The organism is Sagittula marina (assembly GCF_014196795.1).
Lineage (GTDB): Bacteria > Pseudomonadota > Alphaproteobacteria > Rhodobacterales > Rhodobacteraceae > Sagittula > Sagittula marina.
This window is the reverse complement of the sequence record NZ_JACIEJ010000009.1, coordinates 156,824-176,425: the sequence shown is the minus strand read 5'-3', so window position 1 is coordinate 176,425 and position 19,602 is coordinate 156,824. Positions and strand designations below refer to the sequence as shown.

Below are 19,602 nucleotides of genomic sequence, written 5' to 3'. Positions count from 1 at the left end.
CATGCACGTCGTTTTCCGCGAAAGTCACGGTCTGGAAGAGACCGCCACACCGACCGATATGGGCCAAAGCCCTGCGGATCTTGTGGTGCTGTCCTTTTCCGACAGTGATCTCGGGGCATTTGCCGCCGGGTGGCGACGAGGCGGCGGTCCTGAGGGACGGCTGCCCAGCCTGCGGCTTGCCAACCTGTCTGCCCTGCGGCATCCGCTGTCGGTCGACACGTACGTGGACAATACACTTGCCGGGGCCAAGGGTGTCCTGATCCGTCTGATTGGCGGATTGCCCTACTGGGAGTACGGCGTCCAACAGGTGCTGCGTCTTGCGAAAGACAAGGGCATCGCAGTCGCCGTGCTGCCAGCGGATGGGCGCGCCGATGAGAGGCTGGATCGTGTCTCGACCCTGCCCGTCTCGACGCTGCGACGGCTGAAGGATTTGTGCGACGCTGGCGGCGAAGTTGCCGCGCAGGCTGCCCTGGCGCAAATGGCGCTTGCGGCCGGGTTCTATGCCAGCCCTGTGCGTGGCAGCAAATCCATGCCGCAAGTCGGCGCGTGGACTCCGGAGAACGGCGTCGTTTGTCCCTTGGCCGACATGCCGGTATCGGACGCGCCGCGCATCCTTATCGTGTTTTATCGCTCATACCTCGTGGCGGCAGATCTTGCGCCCATCGCGGCCCTTTTCAACAGCTTCCGCGCCAAGGGCCATCACGTTCGTGCGCTGTTTGCGCCCTCGCTCAAGGCCCCGGAGGCGAGCGCCTGGCTGGCGCGTCAGGTTCGCGGTTATGAGCCGAGCGCCATCGTCAATGCCACCGCGTTCAGCGGCAAGGGCGCGTCCGGGACGTCGCCGCTCGATGCAGGCGGTGTGCCGGTGTTTCAGGTGACGCTGGCCACATCGACGCGAATGGCATGGGCCGAGTCCGATCGCGGCCTGTCCCCCGCCGACCTGGCGATGCATGTGGTGCTGCCCGAAGTGGACGGGCGGCTGACAGGGGGCGTTATCTCTTTCAAGGAGCCGGGCGAGCGCGACGCCGATCTGCAGTTCTCCCGACATACACACGAGGCCTACACGGACCGCATCGAGGCCGCCGTCGCGCGGATCGCCAGCTGGGTGGCGCTGGGGGCGAAGCCCGTGCACGAACGCCGTGTCGCGCTTTTGCTGTCCACTTATCCCGGCAAAGACTGGAATTTGGGCCACGCGGTTGGACTCGATGCTCTCGCCTCGGCCCAATCGATCCTGGAAGACCTCAACGCCGCAGGGTACGATCTGCCGAATGCAGTCGTCGGGTTAGAGAAACAGCTTCAGGATCAAGCGTTTGCCTTGCCTGTTGCGGACTACAGCGCCAACCTGCAGCGTCTGCCGAAATGTCTTCAGGACCGTTTGGCAACCGACTGGGGCGCGCCGGAGGATGACGCAAACGTTCACGATGGCGCCTTTCATTTCGCAGGGCTGAGAGTGGGCAATTCCGTGGTCGCGCTGCAACCGGAGCGCGGAACGCCCACACGGCGCGATGATGACTATCACGATCTGTCCCGCACCCCGCGCCACGCCTACGTCGCATTCTATCTTTGGCTGCAAGGCGCGGCGGACGCTTTGGTTCATATCGGTGCACATGGCACGTTGGAATGGTTACCCGGCAAATCTGCGGCCCTGTCCGGAACCTGCTGGCCGGAGGTTCTGACCGGCGCTTTGCCCGTCCTCTATCCTTTCATCGTCAACGACCCCGGCGAAGCGGCACAGGCAAAGCGGCGCATCGGCGCGCTCACTCTGGGCCATGTGCCACCACCGCTTCGGCAAAGTGAGACCCCGGACCGGCTGATCCGCCTTGAAAGCCTGCTGGATGAGTTTTCCACCGCCGATGGGCTTGATCCCCAACGACGGGATCGGCTTCAGGACGATATTCGTACAGAAGCCCGCATGATTGGCGTCGAACAGGATCTGGGCCTTGATGGCGCGTCCTGCGCGGCAGAGGCGATCACCCGCATTGATCGGTTCGTCTGTGATATCAAGGAAAGCCAGTTCGGCGATGGGCTGCATACCTGGGGCCGTGCATCCTGTGACGCGCACGCTGCCAGCGCTACAGCAGAACGCGCCGCCCTGTTGGACGCGTTGGACGGCAGGCGCATCGCGCCCGGGCCATCCGGGTCCCCCTATCGCGGGCGGACTGATGTCCTGCCCACCGGGCGCAATCTGTTCACCACCGATCCGCGCGCGGTTCCGACGCGCGCCGCCTATGCCCAAGGCGTCAAGCTGGGCGAAGAGTTGATGCGGCGGCACCTTCAGGACGAGGGCGATTGGCCGCGAGGGCTGGTGGTCGATCTTTGGGGGTCCGCCACCATGCGCACCGCCGGAGAAGAGTTCGCCATGGCGCTGTCCCTGCTGGGGGTTCGCCCGGTCTGGGACGCGGGGTCGGAGCGTGTCTCCGGCATCGAAGTCCTGCCTATCGCGGAGCTTGACCGCCCGCGCATCGACGTGACCCTTCGGGTGTCCGGTCTGTTCAGGGATGTCTTTCCCACGTTGTCTGCCTTGTTCGCGCAGGCCATTCGGGCGCTGTCTGCGCGCGACGAGGCGTCGGACTGGAACCCCTATGCAGGAGCGGAGCAGACCGCGCGGGTTTACGGACCTCGGCCTGGCCACTTCGGTCTGGGGTTTGGGGCTACACTCGACAGCTTTGCGCCCGATGCTCGCGCGCAGGCAGGTCAGGCTTGGCTTGATGCATCGGCATGGGCGCTCGACGGCGAAACAGCCACACGGGATATGGCAGGGTTGCAGGAACGGGTGGCACAAGCTGACAGCTTTGTTCACCTGCAGGATTTGCCGGAAACCGATCTTTTGCTTGCGGCGGATTATGCGGCACATGAGGCGGGCTTTGCCGCCGCTCAATCCGTGGCAGGCGGAAAGGCCAAGCTGTATCACCTGGACAACACCGCGCCGGATACACCACGTGCGCGGCTGCTGCCTGAGGAAGTCGCTCGCGTGGTCCGCGCCCGGGCCGCCAACCCGGACTGGATAGCAGGGATGCGGGCGCATGGGTTTCGGGGCGCCGCCGAAATTGCCGCGACCCTCGATCATATGGCCAAGTTTGCGCAACTCGCCGGGGCAGTCGGTCCACATCTCTTTGATGCCTATCACGACGCTACCTTGGGCGATCCGGAAACAGACGCCTTTCTGGCGCATAGCAACCCGCAGGCCCACACAGCCATGCAGGCCACGTTCCGCTCCTTGCTTGATGCGGGGCTCTGGCAGACCCGGCGCAATTCCGTCCTGGCCAAGGTGCAGGAGGCAGGCGCATGACGGCAGAGGTCAAAGGCTGGTGCCCCGGCGCACACCGTCCGATGGCCTCCGGCGATGGGCTGGTGGTGCGTGTGCGCCCGTTCCGGGCTTGCCTGACAGATCAACAAGCGCTGGCGCTTTGTGCACTGGCCGAGGAATTTGGCAACGGCATGCTCGACCTGACCAGCCGGGCGAACGTGCAAATCCGAGGCGTCGCGGCTGACAGGCATCAGGACTTGCTCCGCGCGTTGTGGGACATCGACCTGCTTGACGCGGACCCGCAGACAGAGGGCCGTCGGAATATCCTGATGCCGCCGGACTGGGTCAGCGGTGATCAGACGTATCGGCTGCATGACGCTTTGGCGAAGGCCATTCCCGACTTTCCGGATCTGCCGGAAAAGATGGGATATGCGGTGGACACCGGGCGATCGCCCTGCCTCAGCGATGCTTCCGCCGATCTGCGCTTCGAGCGTGATGGTGATGGGCATTTGATGTTGCGACTGGACGGAGCCGCAAAAGGATGGCGGATCGACGAAAGAAACGCCATGTCCGCCGTGAAGGACGCGCTGCTATGGTTCAACGCCACCGGGGGCAAGTCGGCCGGACGCATGGCGCGTCATCTGCGGCAGGTCTCCCTTCCGGACAAATGGCAATCCTGCACGCCGCGTGCCGTTACCAAACCACTGGCTCCAGGGCGCGACAATGACGCAACAACCTTCGGCGTGCCATTCGGCAACATTCCTGCGCGGGATCTGATCCGGCTGATACAGGCGGCCCGTCTGACCGAACTGCGCCTGCTGCCGCATCGTCTGATCCGGGTCGCCACAACGGTTCCCGACATTGCCCCCTTCATCACCGCCCCGGACCACCCGTTGCTTCGGATACATGCCTGTCCGGGGGCGCCGTTTTGTCCTCAGGCCACTGTCGAGACACGCGATCTGGCCATGCGTCTGGCGGGCAGCGTGGGGGGCACTCTTCATGTGTCTGGCTGTGCCAAGGGATGCGCACGACCAGGAAAAGCCGACGTCACGCTGACGGGCAGGTCGGGGCGGTTCGACCTGATCCGTGACGGCACCCCCTGGGATCCACCCGCCGCCGCCGGCCTTTTACCGCACGACCTACCTGATCTGATCGGAACCGCCTGAATGCCCTATGATTATGAAAAAGACGGCGCGGCCATCTATGCCGAAAGCTTTGCCACCATTCGGTCAGAGGCCGACCTCGCGCGCTTTGACGCGGAGGAGGAACCCATCGCCGTCCGCATGATCCACGCCGCCGGCATGGTGGGACTGGAACGTCACATCCGCTTTTCCAAAGGCTTTGCCACAACCGCCCGAGCCGCTCTGGCCAAAGGCGCGCCGATCCTGTGCGATGCGCGCATGGTGTCCGAAGGTGTGACCCGAACCCGCCTGCCCGCCGGAAACGAGGTGCTGTGTACCCTGCACGCAGAGGGCATCCACGACCGCGCGCGCGCCATGGGCAACACCCGCTCTGCCGCTGCTTTGGAGCTGTGGCGCCCCCATCTGGAGGGTGCGCTGGTGGCCATCGGCAATGCGCCTACGGCGCTTTTCCATCTGCTCAACATGCTGGAAGATCCGGCATGTCCGCGTCCGGCGGCCATCATCGGCTGCCCGGTTGGCTTTGTCGGCGCACGCGAAAGCAAGGATGCGTTGTGGGCCGATCAACCCGTGCCCTGCTGTATCGTCGAAGGCCGTCTGGGCGGCAGCGCCATCACCGTTGCAGCGGTCAACGCCATCGCAAGTCGCGCAGAATGAACGTTCAGATGATCCAGAAAGGTACGATCTGGGGTGTCGGCCTTGGCCCCGGTGATCCTGATCTGATGTCGGTGCGCGCCGATCGCCTGCTGCGCAATGCCAGCCACGTGGCCTATTTCCGCAAAGCGGGACGCAGCGGACAGGCGCGGCGCATCCTTGACGGGATGCTGCGCCCGGACGTTACTGAAATCGCGATGGAATATCCGGTGACAACCGAAATTCCGCTGAGCGATCCGCGCTACAATGCGCTGCTGTCGGCGTTCTACGAAGACAGTGCCGCCCACCTGCGCAGCCTGTCTGATGCCGGACAGGAGGTCGTTGTGGTCAGCGAAGGTGACCCGTTTTTCTACGGCTCCTTCATGCACCTGTACACGCGTTTGAAGGACGACTGCCCCGTGCACGTCGTTCCCGCAATCACGGGGATGAGCGCGGCCTGGACCGCGACCGGGCTGCCGATCACATGGGGCGACGATGTGCTCACCGTGCTGATGGGCACCCTGCCGCACGATGCGCTGGTGGCGCAGATGGCGGCGTCTGATGCGCTGGTCATCATGAAGATCGGTCGCAACATCGAAAAGGTGCGCGAGGCCTTGCGTGCGGCGGGTCGTTATGATGCCGCGTGGCTGATCGAACATGCCGCCATGCCCGATCAATCCGTGCAAAAGCTCTCGGAGGCCGGGGATCGCGTCACGCCATACTTTTCGATCATTGTCGTGCATGGCAACGGGAGGCGCCCGTGACCGGCTCCCTGACCATAGCGGGCCTTGGCCCCGGCGCGGACACTCTGGTCACACCCGAGGTCGAAGCGGCCCTGGCGGACGCGACCGATGTGGTGGGCTACATTCCTTATGTCGCACGGGTGGCCGAACGTGCCGGGTTGACCCTTCACCCCTCCGACAATCGGGTCGAGCTCGACCGGGCCCGACATGCACTGGACATGGCCGTCGCAGGGCGCAAGGTGGTCGTTGTCTCCTCCGGTGATCCTGGGGTGTTCGCCATGGCATCGGCTGTTTTCGAAGCGGTCGAAGACGGACCGGTGGATTGGCGTGACCTCGATATTCGCGTTCTGCCCGGCATCACGGCCATGCTCGCGGCCGCGGCGCGTGCAGGCGCGCCCTTGGGTCATGACTTTTGCGCCATCAACCTGTCGGACAATCTGAAACCCTGGGCTTTGATCGAAAAGCGGTTGCGTCTGGCGGTCGAAGCCGACTTTGCCATGGCGTTTTATAACCCGCGGTCCAAATCCCGGCCCGAAGGCTTCGCAAGGACGCTCAAGGTGCTGCAAGAAAGCTGCGGTGACGCGCGTCCGGTCATCTTTGCGCGGGCTGTTTCCACCCCTCAGGAAGAGGTCCGCGTGGTTCCCCTGACCCAGTGCCAACCCGAGATGGCCGACATGCGCACGGTGGTGATCGTCGGTGCCTCCAACACGCGCGTCATCGCACGGAAGGGCCGCGCCCCTATCGTTTACACGCCCAGATCCGTGCCCGCATGATCGAGCCAGTGCATCACGGCCTCAATGGAATGCGCTTCGGCCCGTTGTGGAATGGCGGGACGGTCGATCATCAGCACCGGCAGCCCGAGGTCTCGGGCGGCGATGAGTTTTGCCTGTGCACCGGTACCGCCTGCATTTTTGGACACGACAAGCTCGATGTCGTGCTTTTGCAACAAGGCGCGGTCGTTTCCCACGGTGAACGGCCCCCTGTCGACGATAACCTGAGCATCGGGAAAGCCCAGCGGTCCATCCGGGGCATCCACCAGACGCAACACGTAGCTGTGCTGCGGATTGGCGGCAAAGGCGGGCAAATGCATACGCCCGACCGCCAACATCACACGCTGCGCCGGTCCGTCCAAAGCGGCAACCGCCGCATCTATACCGGCCACATGGGTCCAGTGATCATCCGCTTGCGCCCGCCACGGCACCCGCGTCAGGGCTATCAACGGCACGCCGGTCAAGGCTGCGGCCTCAATGGCGTTCACGCTCATCTGCGCGGCAAAGGGATGGGTGGCATCGACTATATGCGTGATGCTGGCCTTTCGCAGGTATCCCGCCAGACCATCGGCACCGCCGAAACCGCCGACGCGCATGGGCAGCTCTTGCGGCGCGGGCCGCTCCACCCGGCCCGCCATGGACACGGTGCCCTGCAGACCGGCTGCAGCCACGGCCTTGCACAGATGGCGCGCTTCGGTGGTGCCGCCAAGGATCAGAAGGTTCGGGCGCATGTCTGAGGCTCCTTGGCTGACAATCATAGGTTTGGGCGAAGATGGCCCAGCGGGCCTGTGCAACGCAAGCCGGGATGCGCTGGCACAGGCAGCTTGCGTCATGGCCCCGGCGCGACACTTGTCCCTGATCCCGGACGGGGCCGAACAGATTGAATGGCCGGTGCCCTTTGCCCAAGGCGTCGACCTGTTGATGGCGCGGCGCGGACAGCCGACGGTGATGCTGGCCTCTGGCGATCCGTTCTGGTTCGGGGCCGGAACCACCGTGACCCGACATCTGGCGCGCGACGAATGGCAAGCCTTTCCGGGACATTCGACCTTTTCGCTGGCGGCGGCTCGTCTGGGTTGGCCATTGGAGGCGACGGTCTGCCTTGGCCTGCATGCAAAACCGCTCTCACGACTGCGGCCGCACCTTGCCCCGTCGCAGCGCATCATCGTCACGCTGCGCGACGGCGACGCGGTTGTCGAACTCGGCACCTATCTGGAGCAAACGGGCTTTGGCGCCTCGCATTGCGTGATCATGGAGGCACTCGGAGGTCCCCGGGAACGGGTCACTGAATTGCCAGCAGCGGACTTGTCTGATGGCGTTGCCAGCCATCCTGTCTGCGTCGCCATAGAGGTGCGCGGCGAGGGGCGTCCGCTCCCCCGCGTCAGTGGCCTTGCGGATGACTGGTTCGCACATGATGGCCAGATCACGAAACGCCCGATACGCGCCATGACCCTTTCGGCCCTCGCACCACGCGCCTCTGAGCATCTTTGGGACATCGGCGGCGGGTGCGGTTCCATCGCGATCGAGTGGCTGCTTGCCTGTCCATCACTGAGCGCCACAACCATCGAGCCACGCGCCGATCGCGTGGCCCTTATCTCCGCCAACGCAACGCACCTTGGGGTGGATCGTCTGAGCGTCGTCCATGGCGCGGCCCCGGCTGCCCTGGAGAACCTGACGCCGCCGGATGCGGTGTTCGTCGGTGGCGGCCTGTCGCCGGAACTGATCCACAGCCTTGAGACCCTGCCCGCCGGCACGCGGCTGGTCATCAATGCGGTGACGCTGGAAAGCGAGGCTTTGCTGGTTCAAACCTGCAACCGTCTTGGGGGTGAGCTGATGCGGATGGAGATCGCCAATGCGGTGCCCATCGGCCCAAAGCAAGGCTGGCGCGCGTCCTTCCCGATCACCCAATGGAGCCACACGCTATGATCGTCGCTGGTTTCGGTTTCTCTACGCGCGCCCAAACTGACAGCCTGAGGGATGCCTTCAACGCGGCCTGTGCCGCCGTGGATCGTCCCCCCCAGATGCTTGCCACCGCTGCCGACAAGGCCGCCAGCCTTGCGCCGTTGGCGGATGAACTGGGTTTGCCGCTGGTCTCGGTGACGGCGGAAGATCTCGTAGCGCAACCCACTTTCACGCAGTCTTTGCGCGTTGCGGCAGAACGCGGCACCGGTTCCGTGGCCGAAGCCGCCGCTCTGGCCGCCGCCGGGCCGGGCGCGCGATTGCTGGCGCCGCGCCTGCACGCCGCAGACCGCCTTTCAAGCTGCGCCCTGGCCGAAGGAGCCCCTTTATGACCGTTCATTTCATCGGCGCTGGCCCCGGCGCGCCGGACCTGTTGACGCTGCGCGGACGTGACATCATCTCAAGCTGCCAGGTGTGTCTGTACGCAGGTTCTCTGGTGCCTGCCGAGATCTTGGCGCTCTGCCCGACGGATGCCCGCATCGTCAACACAGCGCCGCTGGACCTCGACCAGATCATGGCTGAGATCGGCAAGGCCTATGCCGCAGGGCAAGATGTGGCCCGTTTGCACTCCGGTGATCTGTCCGTCTGGTCGGCCATGGGCGAGCAAATGCGCCGTCTGAAGGCGATGGGCATCCCGGTGTCTGTCACGCCCGGCGTGCCAGCCTTTGCCGCTGCGGCTGCGGCACTGGGGACGGAGCTCACGCTGCCGGGTCTCGCGCAATCTGTGGTGCTGACGCGAACTTCCGGCCGTGCCAGCGCGATGCCGGAAGGCGAGACCTTGACCAACTTTGCGGCCACCGGCGCGACGCTTGCGATCCATCTGTCGATTCAGAACCTCGAGCGCGTGGTGACCGAGCTGACCCCAGCCTATGGCACCGATTGCCCCGTTGCCGTGGTCTATCGCGCCAGTTGGCCGGATCAGGTCATCCTGCGCGGCCAGTTGTCTACGATAGCAGTGCAAGTGACCGGGGATATCCAGCGCACCGCGTTGATCCTTGTGGGCCCCGCCCTCGCTGGCGAGGGGTTCGACGAAAGCTGCCTGTATGCCGTGGACTATGATCGGCGCTACAGGCCGCAAAGCAGCGACAGCCCTTGGGCCAGCTGGACCGAAGAGACCGAGGCCAACGCATGAAGGGGCTGCTGATCTCTGCGCCGTCTTCGGGCACGGGCAAGACGACGGTGATGTTGGGGTTGTTGCGCGCGCTGAGCGATGATGGTCTCCGCGTCCAACCGTTCAAGTCCGGGCCGGATTATATCGACCCGGCGTTTCACAAGGTGGCCTGTGGCCGCGCGAGCTTCAACCTCGATGGCTGGGCGATGGGGACAGACCTTTGGCAATCCATCGCGGCACGTGGGCGGGACGCCGACATCTGCATCGCCGAAGGGTCGATGGGGTTGTTCGACGGTGTCGCCACGCGTGGTCAACAAGGCTTCGGAAGCAGTGCGGAAACCGCTCAGGCCATGGGCTGGCCTGTAGTTCTGGTGCTGGACGTCAGCGGACAGGCGCAATCGGCAGCCGCCACCGCGCTCGGGTTTCGCAGCTACCTGCCCGATTTGCCATTTGCCGGCGTGATCCTGAACCGCGTGGCCTCGCCGCGCCACGAACGGCTGGCGCGCCTGGGGATGGAGCGCGCAGGCCTGCCGGTGCTTGGCGTTCTGCCACGGCGGGGGGATCTGTCGCTGCCCGAGCGGCATCTGGGATTGATACAAGCCGTTGAGCATCCCGCTCTTGACGCGGCAATCGCCGATTACGCCGCCTTTGTTCGGGAACATCTCGACCTCGATCTGATCCGCGATGCCGCGAATGGGCACGATCTGCCGCATCGCGAGAAAATGCCCCATCGCCCGCCGGCCCAACGCATCGCACTGGCCCAGGACGCCGCGTTTTCCTTCACCTATCCTCATATCCTCGAAGGCTGGAGGGACGCCGGGGCGGAAGTCCTTCCGTTCTCTCCGCTGAACGACGAAGCGCCGGACATAAATGCCGATCTTGCATGGTTGCCCGGCGGCTATCCGGAGCTGCACGCCGGAACACTTGCCGCTGCCGAGACCTTTCGCGACGGGCTGCGCCGATTTGCCGAAGCGCGCCCCGTTCATGGCGAGTGCGGCGGCTACATGGCTTTAGGAGAAGCACTGATCGACGCCTCCGGCACCCGACACCGAATGGCTGGGCTTCTCGGTCTCGTCACCAGCTACGAGAAACGCAAATTTCATCTGGGGTATCGCCGCGCGGTCCTGCAAGCCTCCCTGCCCGGTTTTTCCATCGGTGCCGCGTTGCGTGGGCATGAGTTCCACTATTCCAGCATCATCGAGCAACCGGACGCCGCGCTGGCCGAGGTCCGCGACGCGGACGGGACGCTTGTCCCGGAAACCGGGTCCTGGCGCGGCCATGTATCCGGCACTTTTTTTCACCTCGTCGCGCAGGAGGAACCGGCATGACCGGCTTCGTCAGTTTCGTCAGTTCAGGCCCCGGAGATCCGGAGCTTTTGACGCTCAAGGCGGTGAACCGTCTCGGGCGGGCGGATGCCGTCCTGTTCGACGACCTGTCGTCGGGCCCGATCCTCAGCCATGCGCGGGCGGGGGCCGATCTGGTCGGCGTCGGCAAACGGGCAGGACGCCCCTCCCCTCGTCAGGACCATGTCAGCCGCCTGCTGGTGGAATATGCACAGCTGGATCAACGGGTGGTGCGGCTGAAGTCCGGGGACAGCGGCATCTTTGGTCGGCTCGAAGAGGAAATCACCGCGCTGAAGGCCGCCGGCATCGGTTACGAGATCATTCCCGGTGTGCCATCGGCCTGTGCCGCCGCCGCCGCCGCTGGCATTCCGCTGACCCGGCGGCTGACGGCACGTCGCGTGCAATTCGTCACGGGACACGATGTGTCCGGCCAACTGCCGGAAGACATGAACCTGAGCGCGCTGGCGGACCCGACGGCCTCGACCGTCTTGTTCATGGCCAAACGGACGTTCCCGAAACTTCTCGCCATGCTCAGCGACGCTGGGCTGCCGGGCGATACATCTGCGATCCTCGCAGAGGCGATCAGCACGCCCGAGCAGACCATCCAACGCCACACGGTCACGTCCCTGTCAGAGGCGCTCGAAAAGGGGCTTTCCGACAAACCCGCCCTGATCCTTTACGGACCACTGGCAGAGACATGAAACGAGAACCACGAGAGGAGACCGACACACCGACCGCCTCGTACGGTGTCACGACCCGTGACGAATAGGGAACCGGGTGAAACACCTGGACTGCCCCCGCAACTGTAAGCGGTGAGCGTGAAGGACTGCCACTGGCCCATTGGCTGGGAAGGCCCGGAACGCCGCGACCCGCAAGTCAGGAGACCTGCCGTACTCATTACCCCCCCCGCCAGTCCGGCGGGTATCCCCGCTGCCGGAGGGGCAGCACCATATATGAGGGACTAGACCATGCATATTGAACCCGGCGTCGTGGACGGCGCCAAAATGGCATTTGCCTACGCAACAGCGGCAGGCGCGGCAGGTTACACGGCCAAACTGGTGCGCGATGAACTGCGCGCAAGCAATGTTGTGTCACTGGCCACCCGCACCGTTTTGGCGGCTGTTGGAACCTTCGTCTTTTTTGAAGTCATGCCGCATTTCGCGGTGGGCGTGTCAGAGGTGCATTTCATCCTCGGGACCACCCTGTTGCTGCTTCTCGGCGCGGCCCCGGCGGCGCTTGGCCTCGCGCTCGGCCTGCTGGTGCAGGGGATGTTCTTTGCCCCGACCGACATGCCGATGTATTTCGTCAATGTCACGACCCTGCTGGTGCCGCTCTTTGCGATCACCGAATTGGCGCGTCGGATCATTCCACGACAGACGGCTTACGTCGACCTCGGGTACGGCGAAGTGCTCAAACTCTCCGCCCTCTATCAGGGGGGTGTCGTGGCCTGGGTCGCGTTCTGGGCAATCTACGGCCAAGGCGTCGGTGCCGAAAACCTGAGCTCAGTACTCAGCTTCGGCGCAGCCTATATGCTGGTCGTCATCGTCGAGCCGGTCGCCGACCTTGCCGTATTGGCCGGGGCAAAAGCGCTGCGCAATAAGAACACGTCCGGCATTTTCACGGAACGGCTGTTTAACGCGGCCTGACCCCAACATTCGCTTCCGGGCCGCACCTTCAGCGGTCCGGAGCTTTGTGACCGAAAGACGACCATGATACGCGCACCCAAAGACATCTGGCTGATCGGCATCGGCACCGGCAGCCTGTCGCATATCACGCTGGAGGGGGTGGCCGCCTTGCGGGATGCCGCCCTCATCCTTGTGCCCCGCAAGGGTGCTGGCAAGGACGATCTGGCAGAGGTGCGTCATCAAATCATCGCGGCCAGCGAAACCCGGGCCAAAGTGGTGCATTTCGACTATCCCGAACGCGATCCCGCTTTGCCTTATCAGGAGCGTGTGGCGCTCTGGCATGACGAGATCGCAAACCGCTGGGCGGCTGCGCTGGATACCGCCCAGGTCGAAGGCCCCGTGGCGCTTTTGGTCTGGGGGGACCCGTCGCTGTATGACAGCACGTTGCGTATTGCCGCGCGGCTGACACCCGAACCCAACGTGCGCGTGATCCCCGGCATCACTGCGATACAGGCGCTGACGGCAGCGCACGCGATCCCGCTGAACACCGTCAACGGCGCAGTGCATGTCACCACCGGGCGCCGTTTGCGCACGCACGGGCTGCCTCAGGGCGATACGACAGTGGTGATGCTCGACGGGGAGTGTACCTTTAAGGACCTCCCACCGGATGGGCTACACATCTGGTGGGGCGCCTACCTGGGAACAAGGAACCAGATCCTCATTCACGGCCTGCTCGACGAGGTTTGCGACGAAATCATTCAAACCCGAAGCGACGCTCGCGCTCAATACGGATGGATCATGGACAGCTACCTTTTGCGCCGCACGTCCCGCTGAGAGAGCCAAGGACGCCCAGTCCCAAGGCCCGGCCGCAGTTTGGGGACGTGCAATATGCATCCCTGGCCGGAGGCAGAGGAAGGAACCGGTAAAGTACCCCTCTCGCGACATTGCTGCGCAATACCCTGCCGGGCGAGCGACAAGCGCCGATACAAACGCCGGAACCGCACCTCTCGGGACATCACGTACCGTGATGCCCTGCCGGGCAGCGATACGAGATCATGTTCGGCAGGTTGAAGTATTGGCCCCGTGTGGCAACCCGCTACGGCAGATGCCCGAAGGTCTGCCTGTCAGCCATCGCCCTCGCAGCACGCGTCATCTGCTGGCTATGAGTCCTGACCCCAAGGCATGTCCTTCCCAGGCGAAATGCTGCCCGAACGTGGATGCACGTAAGATCACCCGCGAGGAACATGAAGACGTCCGTCAGGTCGCCCGCGACATTGCCCAAACCGACCAATACGTCATCTCGATGAAGTTGCGAAAGTAGGTCGAGATGCTCTTTGCCCACCTCAAATGGATCCGCTGCCTCAACCGGCTCCCGTTCCTCGGCCCATGCGACGCAAATGACGACTTCCTCCTCGCAGCAACCGCCCGGAACCTCCGCAAGCTGGCCAAGATCCTTCCCGCACCGCAGCAACCGCGAACCACCCGACAGGAAAGCCTCTCCTGCCCAACTCAAGCGACGAAATTCCGTGCTCGCGAACGGGTGTGTTTTCCACGGAACCGGTGAAAATCGGTCATGCGGCGGCGGGCAGCCTTCCAAGCCGGTGTCGTGACGCACGCGGCCCTCTGCGAACCCGCTCCGAGGTGGGGCTCGATGCGGTGCAACTTCGCCGAACCGGGCATCGGTCGCGTCGTGCAGCATGCTCTGGCGGGTCAAGGTCAGCTTTGCGGGAAGAAAGCTGGCGTTCAGCTTACAAGTTCGAACGGCTGCTCTCCTACATTGCGGTCTAATTTCGTCCACTTCGAATCAGTCGAAACTCCGTCTCGGAAACAACAGCCACGCCCTCCATAGAAATCTGATATGTCTCCCATATTTGGTCCAGCAATTCAGTGGCAACACAGTCATTGAAGAAGATCGGTTTCTCACAATTAATTTGCGGACACATCAGAAGCCCAAATCTGGCGTGCGGAAAGTGCATCGCCACACCATGCCGCTTAGTCGACAGTGAACGAAAATAGCTGACTCCATAAGCGCCGTAAGGAGCGCATCCCATCGAAATAGCTGTAGGTTCATTCGCCTTAATGTGGAAAACCTGATTTCCAGTATCCCATTCGCTCTTGATTTCGTAGGTGAACACACTGTCAGGACCGCCGCCAATCAGCCCTGTATTGGCGAAGTGATGCTCCAGATAGACCTCGATATGGAAATGCCCAACTTCAGAAATGACCTCGTCATCAATAACTTCACGGAATGCATGGCGCATTCTCTGATTCAAAGGAAATGAGTCTTCAAGTTCGTGGAATGCTGTCTGATACTTGTTGAAGGCTGGTTGACTCCCAATCCACGCACTCGGCTGATCCTCACGGACACTTCCGCCTTTTATCAAGGTGATGCGTGGTGATCTTTCGACTGACTCACAAAGGATGAAGTCGCACGCCATATCGGATTCATTGTGAACGTTCCAAAGTTCTGAGATTAGGCGAGGCGTGTTCCATTCTCGTATGTTGCTCGCCATAAATCTCTTGAGAAAACTCGTGGCGTGGAGAGAGGCTCCAGCGAAAGAAAGACAAATATGCGGATGAAGTATTACAGTCTTCAGAAGACCATCGAGCATATTGTTCTGACGGAGGGAACGCTCATCCAGAACGCCAAAACAGTCGATGACTTTGGAGTCTGACTGGACGAAGACTTCATGATCTTCCTTTCGACAAACGACAAGCGTCATGCCTGCTCTCCCGCATGGAAAGTTGTGGTGCTTTCATCATGCACCCCACATCAATCGACTCACAAGTTCGAAACCTAAAGCTCCGCAAAAGTTGGTGTCGCTCTTGCAGCTGCGGACCTGCCTTTTATCCAAAGCCGACATTCGCTGTCACGCAGCAATTCGGTAGGGAGGGCTCGAGGACCGGACCTTCGCTGCACGGAAGGGTCAAGCGCTTGATCGCGCCGCTCCCGGCATGTCTGCGAGCAAAACGACCGCTGACCTCGTCGAAATGTCGGGAATGCTGGCAAGATCTCGAAACGATCGGCCAGTCTGAGAACAGAGCGCACGATCGCCTTCACGGCGGCAGCCACTCGCGCCAACTGCGGTTCGATTTGGCCCAATCACTGGATGAGCAGACGTCGCAGCATCGCATGCATTTCGATCTTCGGACGTGTCTTGGCAGCGGTCCGACCCCTGATCACACCGCTGCGCAAAAAAATTAACTCGCGAAGGTTGCCTAGGGCGGCGGAATGCGTTTGCGTGGCCTTGTTACAGGGCGCTTCCCTTTCTCGCCAGCATCTCGATGTCCAGACGATCCACCTTGGCGGCACGGCCCATGGCTTCGGCGCATCATCGCGCCTGCCGTGGATTGACAACATGCGCTTCAAATAAACAGTCAGGAGTCATTCGGTTGGGCAAGAATCCCTCGGATCGTCGCCTTATCCGCCTTACCTTCGAACACGATGAACGCCCGGTCATGGAAACGCGATCGAAGAGTGAAGCCAACCCGTAGGTCGCTTTCACGCCCTGTCGACGCTTGTTTCTTGTCAGACAATACGCATCCAGAGTTGCCTTGGACACGTCGATCCCAATCACATTATGCATGGAACTCCTCTACATTGTCTTGTCATGCCTAACCAACGCCTGTCATTCGGGCGATTGACCTGCCGGATTATTTGCGGGCCCTTTGGAACTTCGTTCAGGATCGAAGAAAGCCCGGGGCACCTCTCGGGCTCTTTTTTACGCAAGACCCTGCCGGTCAGCGGTCCATACTCGGGAGCGGTCCATCCTGACCCAAAGGCGTACAATCCTTGCCCCGCCATCATGCAACAAGAACTGCTAAAATCGTAAAACAAGAGGGATGATCTGCCCGCGCACGGAATGAAATCCGCCTGGTGAGCGGCTTGATCGAGTTCCCGGAACAACGCGTCGAGAGCTTCGGCTTTGGTCAGCGCCGCGCGGAAACCCCACAGGGCATTCGCGCTCACTTCCGGGCAGTGCATGACGCAATGATGTCACGAGAGGGAGGCACGGTGTCCGCGATTTCGAGCCAACAGACCCTCATCCAGCTAAGCCGGTCCCGAACCATGCACTCGGTTGCCTCAAAGCTCAATCCATGCCGGCTCTGCGGCACCGCCATCCGAAACTTCAGCACAATATTCAGAGCGGGGCGGCCCCCTTCAGCCTCACCAGACTGCCCGCCTCACGCTTCAATCCAGACATCGATCTCATTCCCTCCGGTGAGATGCCGTTTTGACCCATATATTAAAGGAGACTGCTATGTCCGCCATCGACAGCCGTTTGCCAGTCACCGTCGTCAGCGGCTTTCTTGGCGCCGGGAGAATCACGCTTCTGAACCGCGTGCTGAACAACCGCTAAGGCCGCCGCGTTGCGGCTATCGTCAATAACATGTCCTAGCCGCTGCCCGTCTCCTCTCCGTGACCTTCGATTTCCGCGACGAGCGGGGCGAGAGCCTGTCCGATGTGGTTATCCGCTGGACGCGGGCTTCGCTATCCAGAGCTGGCGGTCGATGGAGAGCGAAACCGGAGCCGAGTTCATTCAGGGCGATATTGCGCTATGGATGGGCTGGGAGAGCCTCACGGGCCAGACCGGCACGGTGACCAAGAACGATAAGGGCTTTGGCTGCAAACGCGACGATGCGGGGGTGCTGCGCATCATTCTTCGTCAATCCTCGCTGCCCTGTCAGCCTTGATCGGACGACGACACGATGACCCATGCGCCAGCCGCCACGATGGCGTGCCCCGGCCTCGACGACTGCGTGACACAGGGCGACCACCAACGCCTGCCGCAAAATCTGTATCGCCGCGGTGACGGCGCGTTTGGTATGCATCTATGGCGACACCGGCACGCGCAGGCCCAAGGCTCCGCTGTCGGGGCTGCTGCAGCGCTCTCCGCCGATTGCCGATCCCGAGGAAGAAATCGCCGCGGACTACGTGAACCGAGACAGCGCATCCCCGCACCGGGGTCGCCGCCTTATCGCCGCGCCAAAACCTGACCGACAGTCACCGACAGGGCAAAGACTCCAGCCACGACGCAGACGATTGTCGGGCCGGTCGGCGTGTCGAAGACCCAGGCCGCGCGAATGCCTCCCACCACGGAGGCAGAGGCCAGCCCTCCGGCCAACAGGGCCATGGTCTCGGGCGTGCGGGTCAGCGGGCGTGCGGCGGCGGCGGGGATGATCAGCATCGCGGTTATAAGCAAGGCGCCCACTACCTTGATCGCGACGGCCACCACGATAGCCAAGGCCACGTTCAGCACCATCTGCTCGCGCCGGGGATCCACCCCCTCGGCATAGGCCAGATCGGGGTTGAGCGTCGATGTCAGCAGGGCCGACCAACGCCAGATCAGCAGACCAACGACCAGCGCGCCGCCGCCCCAGATCACACCCAGATCGCGCGGCATCACCGCGAGAATGTCGCCGAAAAGATAAGCCATCAGATCGATCCGGATGCCCGACAGAAAGGACGCGGCAACGAGGCCGAAGGCCAGCGCAGAATGCGCCAGCACGCCCAGTATCGTATCCATTGCAAAGCCGCGTCCGCCGAGTGTGGAGACGGTGAAGGCCATCACCAACGCCACCCCCATCACCCCCATGAAGATCGACACGGAAAATGTCAGCGACAGCGCCACGCCAAGGATCGCAGCATGCGCCGTGGCATCGCCGAAATAGGCCATGTGTCGCCAGACCACGAAACACCCCAGAGGCGCCGCTGCGAACGCCAGCCCGATACCGGCGAGAATGGCGCGCAAAACGAAATCGTCGAGTATTGCGTTTGCCCAACTCATTGCGCACCTTCCTTGTGGTCATGCCGGTGGTCATGATGGTGCGAGTAGAGCGCCAGCGCGCCGCCGGTGCCTTCACCAAACAGGGCGCGATACTCCGGGGCGGAGACCACATGCTGCGGCGTGCCTTGGCAGCAGATATGCCCGTTCAGGCAGATCACCCGATCAGAGGCGCTCATGACCACATGAAGATCATGGCTGACCATCAAGATACCGCAGCCATGCTCTTGCCGTACCGCTTCGATCTGACGGTAGAAGGCCGCCACGCCCGGTTGATCCAGGCCTTGGGTTGCCTCATCCAGAACCAGCAGATCGGGTTCACCCAGCAGCGCGCGCGCCAGCATCACGCGCTGCAATTGTCCCCCGGACAAGGCGCTGATCTGGCGGCGCTCAAACCCCGGAACGCCGGCCTCCTGAAGCGCTTGCGCGACCCGCGCGCGGCTCGCGCGCCGTCGCAAGCTCAACAATCGGTCGACAGTCATCGGCAAGGTCGGATCGAGCGCCAGCTTCTGCGGGACATACCCGATGCGAAGACCTGCCTGACAGGTGATCCGCCCGGTGCTCGGCGCGATGGAGCCGATCAACAGCCGCAGCAACGTCGATTTGCCGGAGCCGTTCGGCCCGACGATGGTAACGATTTCGCCTGCGCCCATTTCGAAGGACACGGATTTGAGGATCGCGCTGTCTCCGAAGGACAGCCCAACGCTGCCAAATGTAAAAAGGGTCATGTGTTCCTTTTGGATCCTGCGTCGTCGAGGCAACCGGGGCAGATCCCGACGGCTTTCAATATTGTTGCCGCGACCACGAAGCCAGTCTCCTGCGCCGGCCTTTGCATCGTGTCGCCGGAGGCCGGAGAGGGCGCTTCCGTGGCTTCGTCGTACATCCGGCAGATCCTGAAGGCCGGCGTGTGATGCGCGTGCGGCCGGGTGCAGGCGACATAGGTGTTCAGGTGTTCGTTCTTGTGCGCAAAGCCGAACTCCACGAGGAACTCCCGCGCCCGGTAGGCGACCTGTGTGTGCGGCGCCTTGCCGTCGGTCTTCAGCTGATCGAGGATCTTCGAGGCGCTCATTGCACTGCGCCGCACCGAAAGAGTCTCTAGCACCCGGCGACGGATCGGCGTCAGCCGCTTGCGCTTGCCTTCAAAGAAATGCTCGGCGCGCGCAAAACGGGCAGAGACCGCGCTTTCCGCGGGATGCGGTCCAAATTGATAAGGCTTCATCTGCATGCGTCCGGGCTCATGTCTTCGATTTTT

Annotated in this window: 18 protein-coding genes, 4 pseudogenes and 1 riboswitch; of the genes and pseudogenes, 16 read left to right on the top strand and 6 right to left on the bottom strand. The window is 62.8% G+C overall.

The genetic code is table 11. The features are described 5' to 3' along the window. Position 1 precedes the first annotated feature (1 nt). From cobN to cobJ, 5 genes are read left to right on the top strand one after another with little or no spacing between them, the layout of a single operon-like run. Positions 2-3,286 (top strand): cobaltochelatase subunit CobN, encoded by a 3,285-nt coding sequence (gene cobN, locus GGQ68_RS17455; RefSeq protein ID WP_183968261.1) that lies wholly within the window; start codon positions 2-4, stop codon positions 3,284-3,286. Next, positions 3,283-4,410 carry a cobalamin biosynthesis protein CobG gene (locus GGQ68_RS17450; RefSeq protein ID WP_183968260.1) on the top strand — a complete coding sequence of 376 codons (1,128 nt, stop codon included), beginning with the start codon at positions 3,283-3,285 and terminating at the stop codon, positions 4,408-4,410. Before cobN ends, GGQ68_RS17450 begins: the two co-directional genes overlap by 4 nt. Continuing rightward, positions 4,411-5,040, top strand: a complete 630-nt coding sequence (locus GGQ68_RS17445) for a precorrin-8X methylmutase (RefSeq protein WP_183968259.1) — start codon at positions 4,411-4,413, stop codon at positions 5,038-5,040. It begins immediately after the preceding gene. Next, a complete protein-coding gene (locus tag GGQ68_RS17440) occupies positions 5,037-5,780 on the top strand; it encodes a precorrin-2 C(20)-methyltransferase (RefSeq protein ID WP_246429407.1) in 744 nt (247 codons plus the stop codon). Before GGQ68_RS17445 ends, GGQ68_RS17440 begins: the two co-directional genes overlap by 4 nt. After that, positions 5,777-6,532, top strand: a complete 756-nt coding sequence (gene cobJ / locus GGQ68_RS17435) for a precorrin-3B C(17)-methyltransferase (protein WP_183968257.1) — start codon at positions 5,777-5,779, stop codon at positions 6,530-6,532. The genes GGQ68_RS17440 and cobJ overlap by 4 nt, the downstream gene beginning before the upstream one ends. Here cobJ and GGQ68_RS17430 read toward each other — a convergent pair. Then, positions 6,505-7,260, bottom strand: a complete 756-nt coding sequence (locus tag GGQ68_RS17430) for a cobalt-precorrin-6A reductase (RefSeq protein WP_183968256.1) — start codon at positions 7,258-7,260, stop codon at positions 6,505-6,507. The two genes, cobJ and GGQ68_RS17430, sit on opposite strands and share 28 nt — an antisense overlap. Here GGQ68_RS17430 and cbiE point away from each other — a divergent pair. From cbiE to GGQ68_RS17385, 9 genes and pseudogenes are all read left to right on the top strand, one after another. After that, positions 7,259-8,452, top strand: a complete 1,194-nt coding sequence (cbiE, locus tag GGQ68_RS17425; protein ID WP_183968255.1) for a precorrin-6y C5,15-methyltransferase (decarboxylating) subunit CbiE — start codon at positions 7,259-7,261, stop codon at positions 8,450-8,452. The genes GGQ68_RS17430 and cbiE overlap by 2 nt on opposite strands. Further along, entirely contained in the window at positions 8,449-8,817 is a 369-nt protein-coding gene (locus tag GGQ68_RS17420) for a cobalamin biosynthesis protein (RefSeq protein WP_183968253.1), read from the top strand. The genes cbiE and GGQ68_RS17420 overlap by 4 nt, the downstream gene beginning before the upstream one ends. Then, entirely contained in the window at positions 8,814-9,617 is an 804-nt protein-coding gene (cobM, locus tag GGQ68_RS17415) for a precorrin-4 C(11)-methyltransferase (RefSeq protein ID WP_183968251.1), read from the top strand. The genes GGQ68_RS17420 and cobM overlap by 4 nt, the downstream gene beginning before the upstream one ends. Further along, entirely contained in the window at positions 9,614-10,924 is a 1,311-nt protein-coding gene (locus tag GGQ68_RS17410; RefSeq protein ID WP_183968249.1) for a cobyrinic acid a,c-diamide synthase CobB, read from the top strand. Before cobM ends, GGQ68_RS17410 begins: the two co-directional genes overlap by 4 nt. Then, positions 10,921-11,640, top strand: coding sequence for a uroporphyrinogen-III C-methyltransferase (cobA, locus tag GGQ68_RS17405; protein ID WP_183968247.1), 720 nt, complete (start codon positions 10,921-10,923; stop codon positions 11,638-11,640). Before GGQ68_RS17410 ends, cobA begins: the two co-directional genes overlap by 4 nt. Positions 11,641-11,666: 26 nt before the next feature. Then, positions 11,667-11,846, top strand: a riboswitch (cobalamin riboswitch). A 61-nt stretch (positions 11,847-11,907) separates the two neighbouring features. Further along, positions 11,908-12,585, top strand: coding sequence for an energy-coupling factor ABC transporter permease (locus GGQ68_RS17400; protein ID WP_183968246.1), 678 nt, complete (start codon positions 11,908-11,910; stop codon positions 12,583-12,585). A gap of 63 nt (positions 12,586-12,648) precedes the next feature. Beyond that, entirely contained in the window at positions 12,649-13,398 is a 750-nt protein-coding gene (cobF, locus tag GGQ68_RS17395; RefSeq protein ID WP_183968245.1) for a precorrin-6A synthase (deacetylating), read from the top strand. A 55-nt stretch (positions 13,399-13,453) separates the two neighbouring features. Next, a pseudogene (locus GGQ68_RS17390) lies at positions 13,454-13,730 on the top strand (hypothetical protein); the annotation flags it as partial. Between the two features lie 11 nt (positions 13,731-13,741). Continuing rightward, positions 13,742-14,044, top strand: a pseudogene (locus tag GGQ68_RS17385) (transposase); the annotation flags it as partial. Between the two features lie 304 nt (positions 14,045-14,348). Here GGQ68_RS17385 and GGQ68_RS17380 read toward each other — a convergent pair. Together GGQ68_RS17380 and GGQ68_RS24895 are read right to left on the bottom strand one after the other, a co-directional pair. Further along, complete coding sequence (locus GGQ68_RS17380; protein ID WP_183968244.1) at positions 14,349-15,287, bottom strand: hypothetical protein; 939 nt, start codon at positions 15,285-15,287, stop codon at positions 14,349-14,351. A gap of 1,243 nt (positions 15,288-16,530) precedes the next feature. Next, a pseudogene (locus GGQ68_RS24895) lies at positions 16,531-16,716 on the bottom strand (transposase); the annotation flags it as partial. Positions 16,717-16,826: 110 nt separating this feature from the next. Here GGQ68_RS24895 and GGQ68_RS24890 point away from each other — a divergent pair. Together GGQ68_RS24890 and GGQ68_RS17365 are read left to right on the top strand one after the other, a co-directional pair. Further along, a pseudogene (locus GGQ68_RS24890) lies at positions 16,827-16,922 on the top strand (GTP-binding protein); the annotation flags it as partial. Positions 16,923-17,076: 154 nt separating this feature from the next. Further along, positions 17,077-17,259: a hypothetical protein gene (locus tag GGQ68_RS17365; protein ID WP_183968383.1), complete on the top strand. Its 183-nt coding sequence runs from the start codon at positions 17,077-17,079 to the stop codon at positions 17,257-17,259. Between the two features lie 281 nt (positions 17,260-17,540). Here GGQ68_RS17365 and GGQ68_RS17360 read toward each other — a convergent pair whose 3' ends face one another. The 3 genes from GGQ68_RS17360 to GGQ68_RS17350 are packed head-to-tail and all read right to left on the bottom strand — an operon-like array spanning position 17,541 to position 19,575. Then, the gene (locus GGQ68_RS17360) at positions 17,541-18,353 is read right to left on the bottom strand and encodes a metal ABC transporter permease (protein WP_221235622.1); all 813 of its coding nucleotides are present in this window, start codon (positions 18,351-18,353) and stop codon (positions 17,541-17,543) included. Then, positions 18,350-19,078 carry a metal ABC transporter ATP-binding protein gene (locus tag GGQ68_RS17355; RefSeq protein ID WP_183968242.1) on the bottom strand — a complete coding sequence of 243 codons (729 nt, stop codon included), beginning with the start codon at positions 19,076-19,078 and terminating at the stop codon, positions 18,350-18,352. The genes GGQ68_RS17360 and GGQ68_RS17355 overlap by 4 nt, the downstream gene beginning before the upstream one ends. Then, entirely contained in the window at positions 19,075-19,575 is a 501-nt protein-coding gene (locus GGQ68_RS17350) for a helix-turn-helix domain-containing protein (RefSeq protein WP_183968241.1), read from the bottom strand. Before GGQ68_RS17350 ends, GGQ68_RS17355 begins: the two co-directional genes overlap by 4 nt. Between the last annotated feature and the right edge of the window lie 27 nt (positions 19,576-19,602).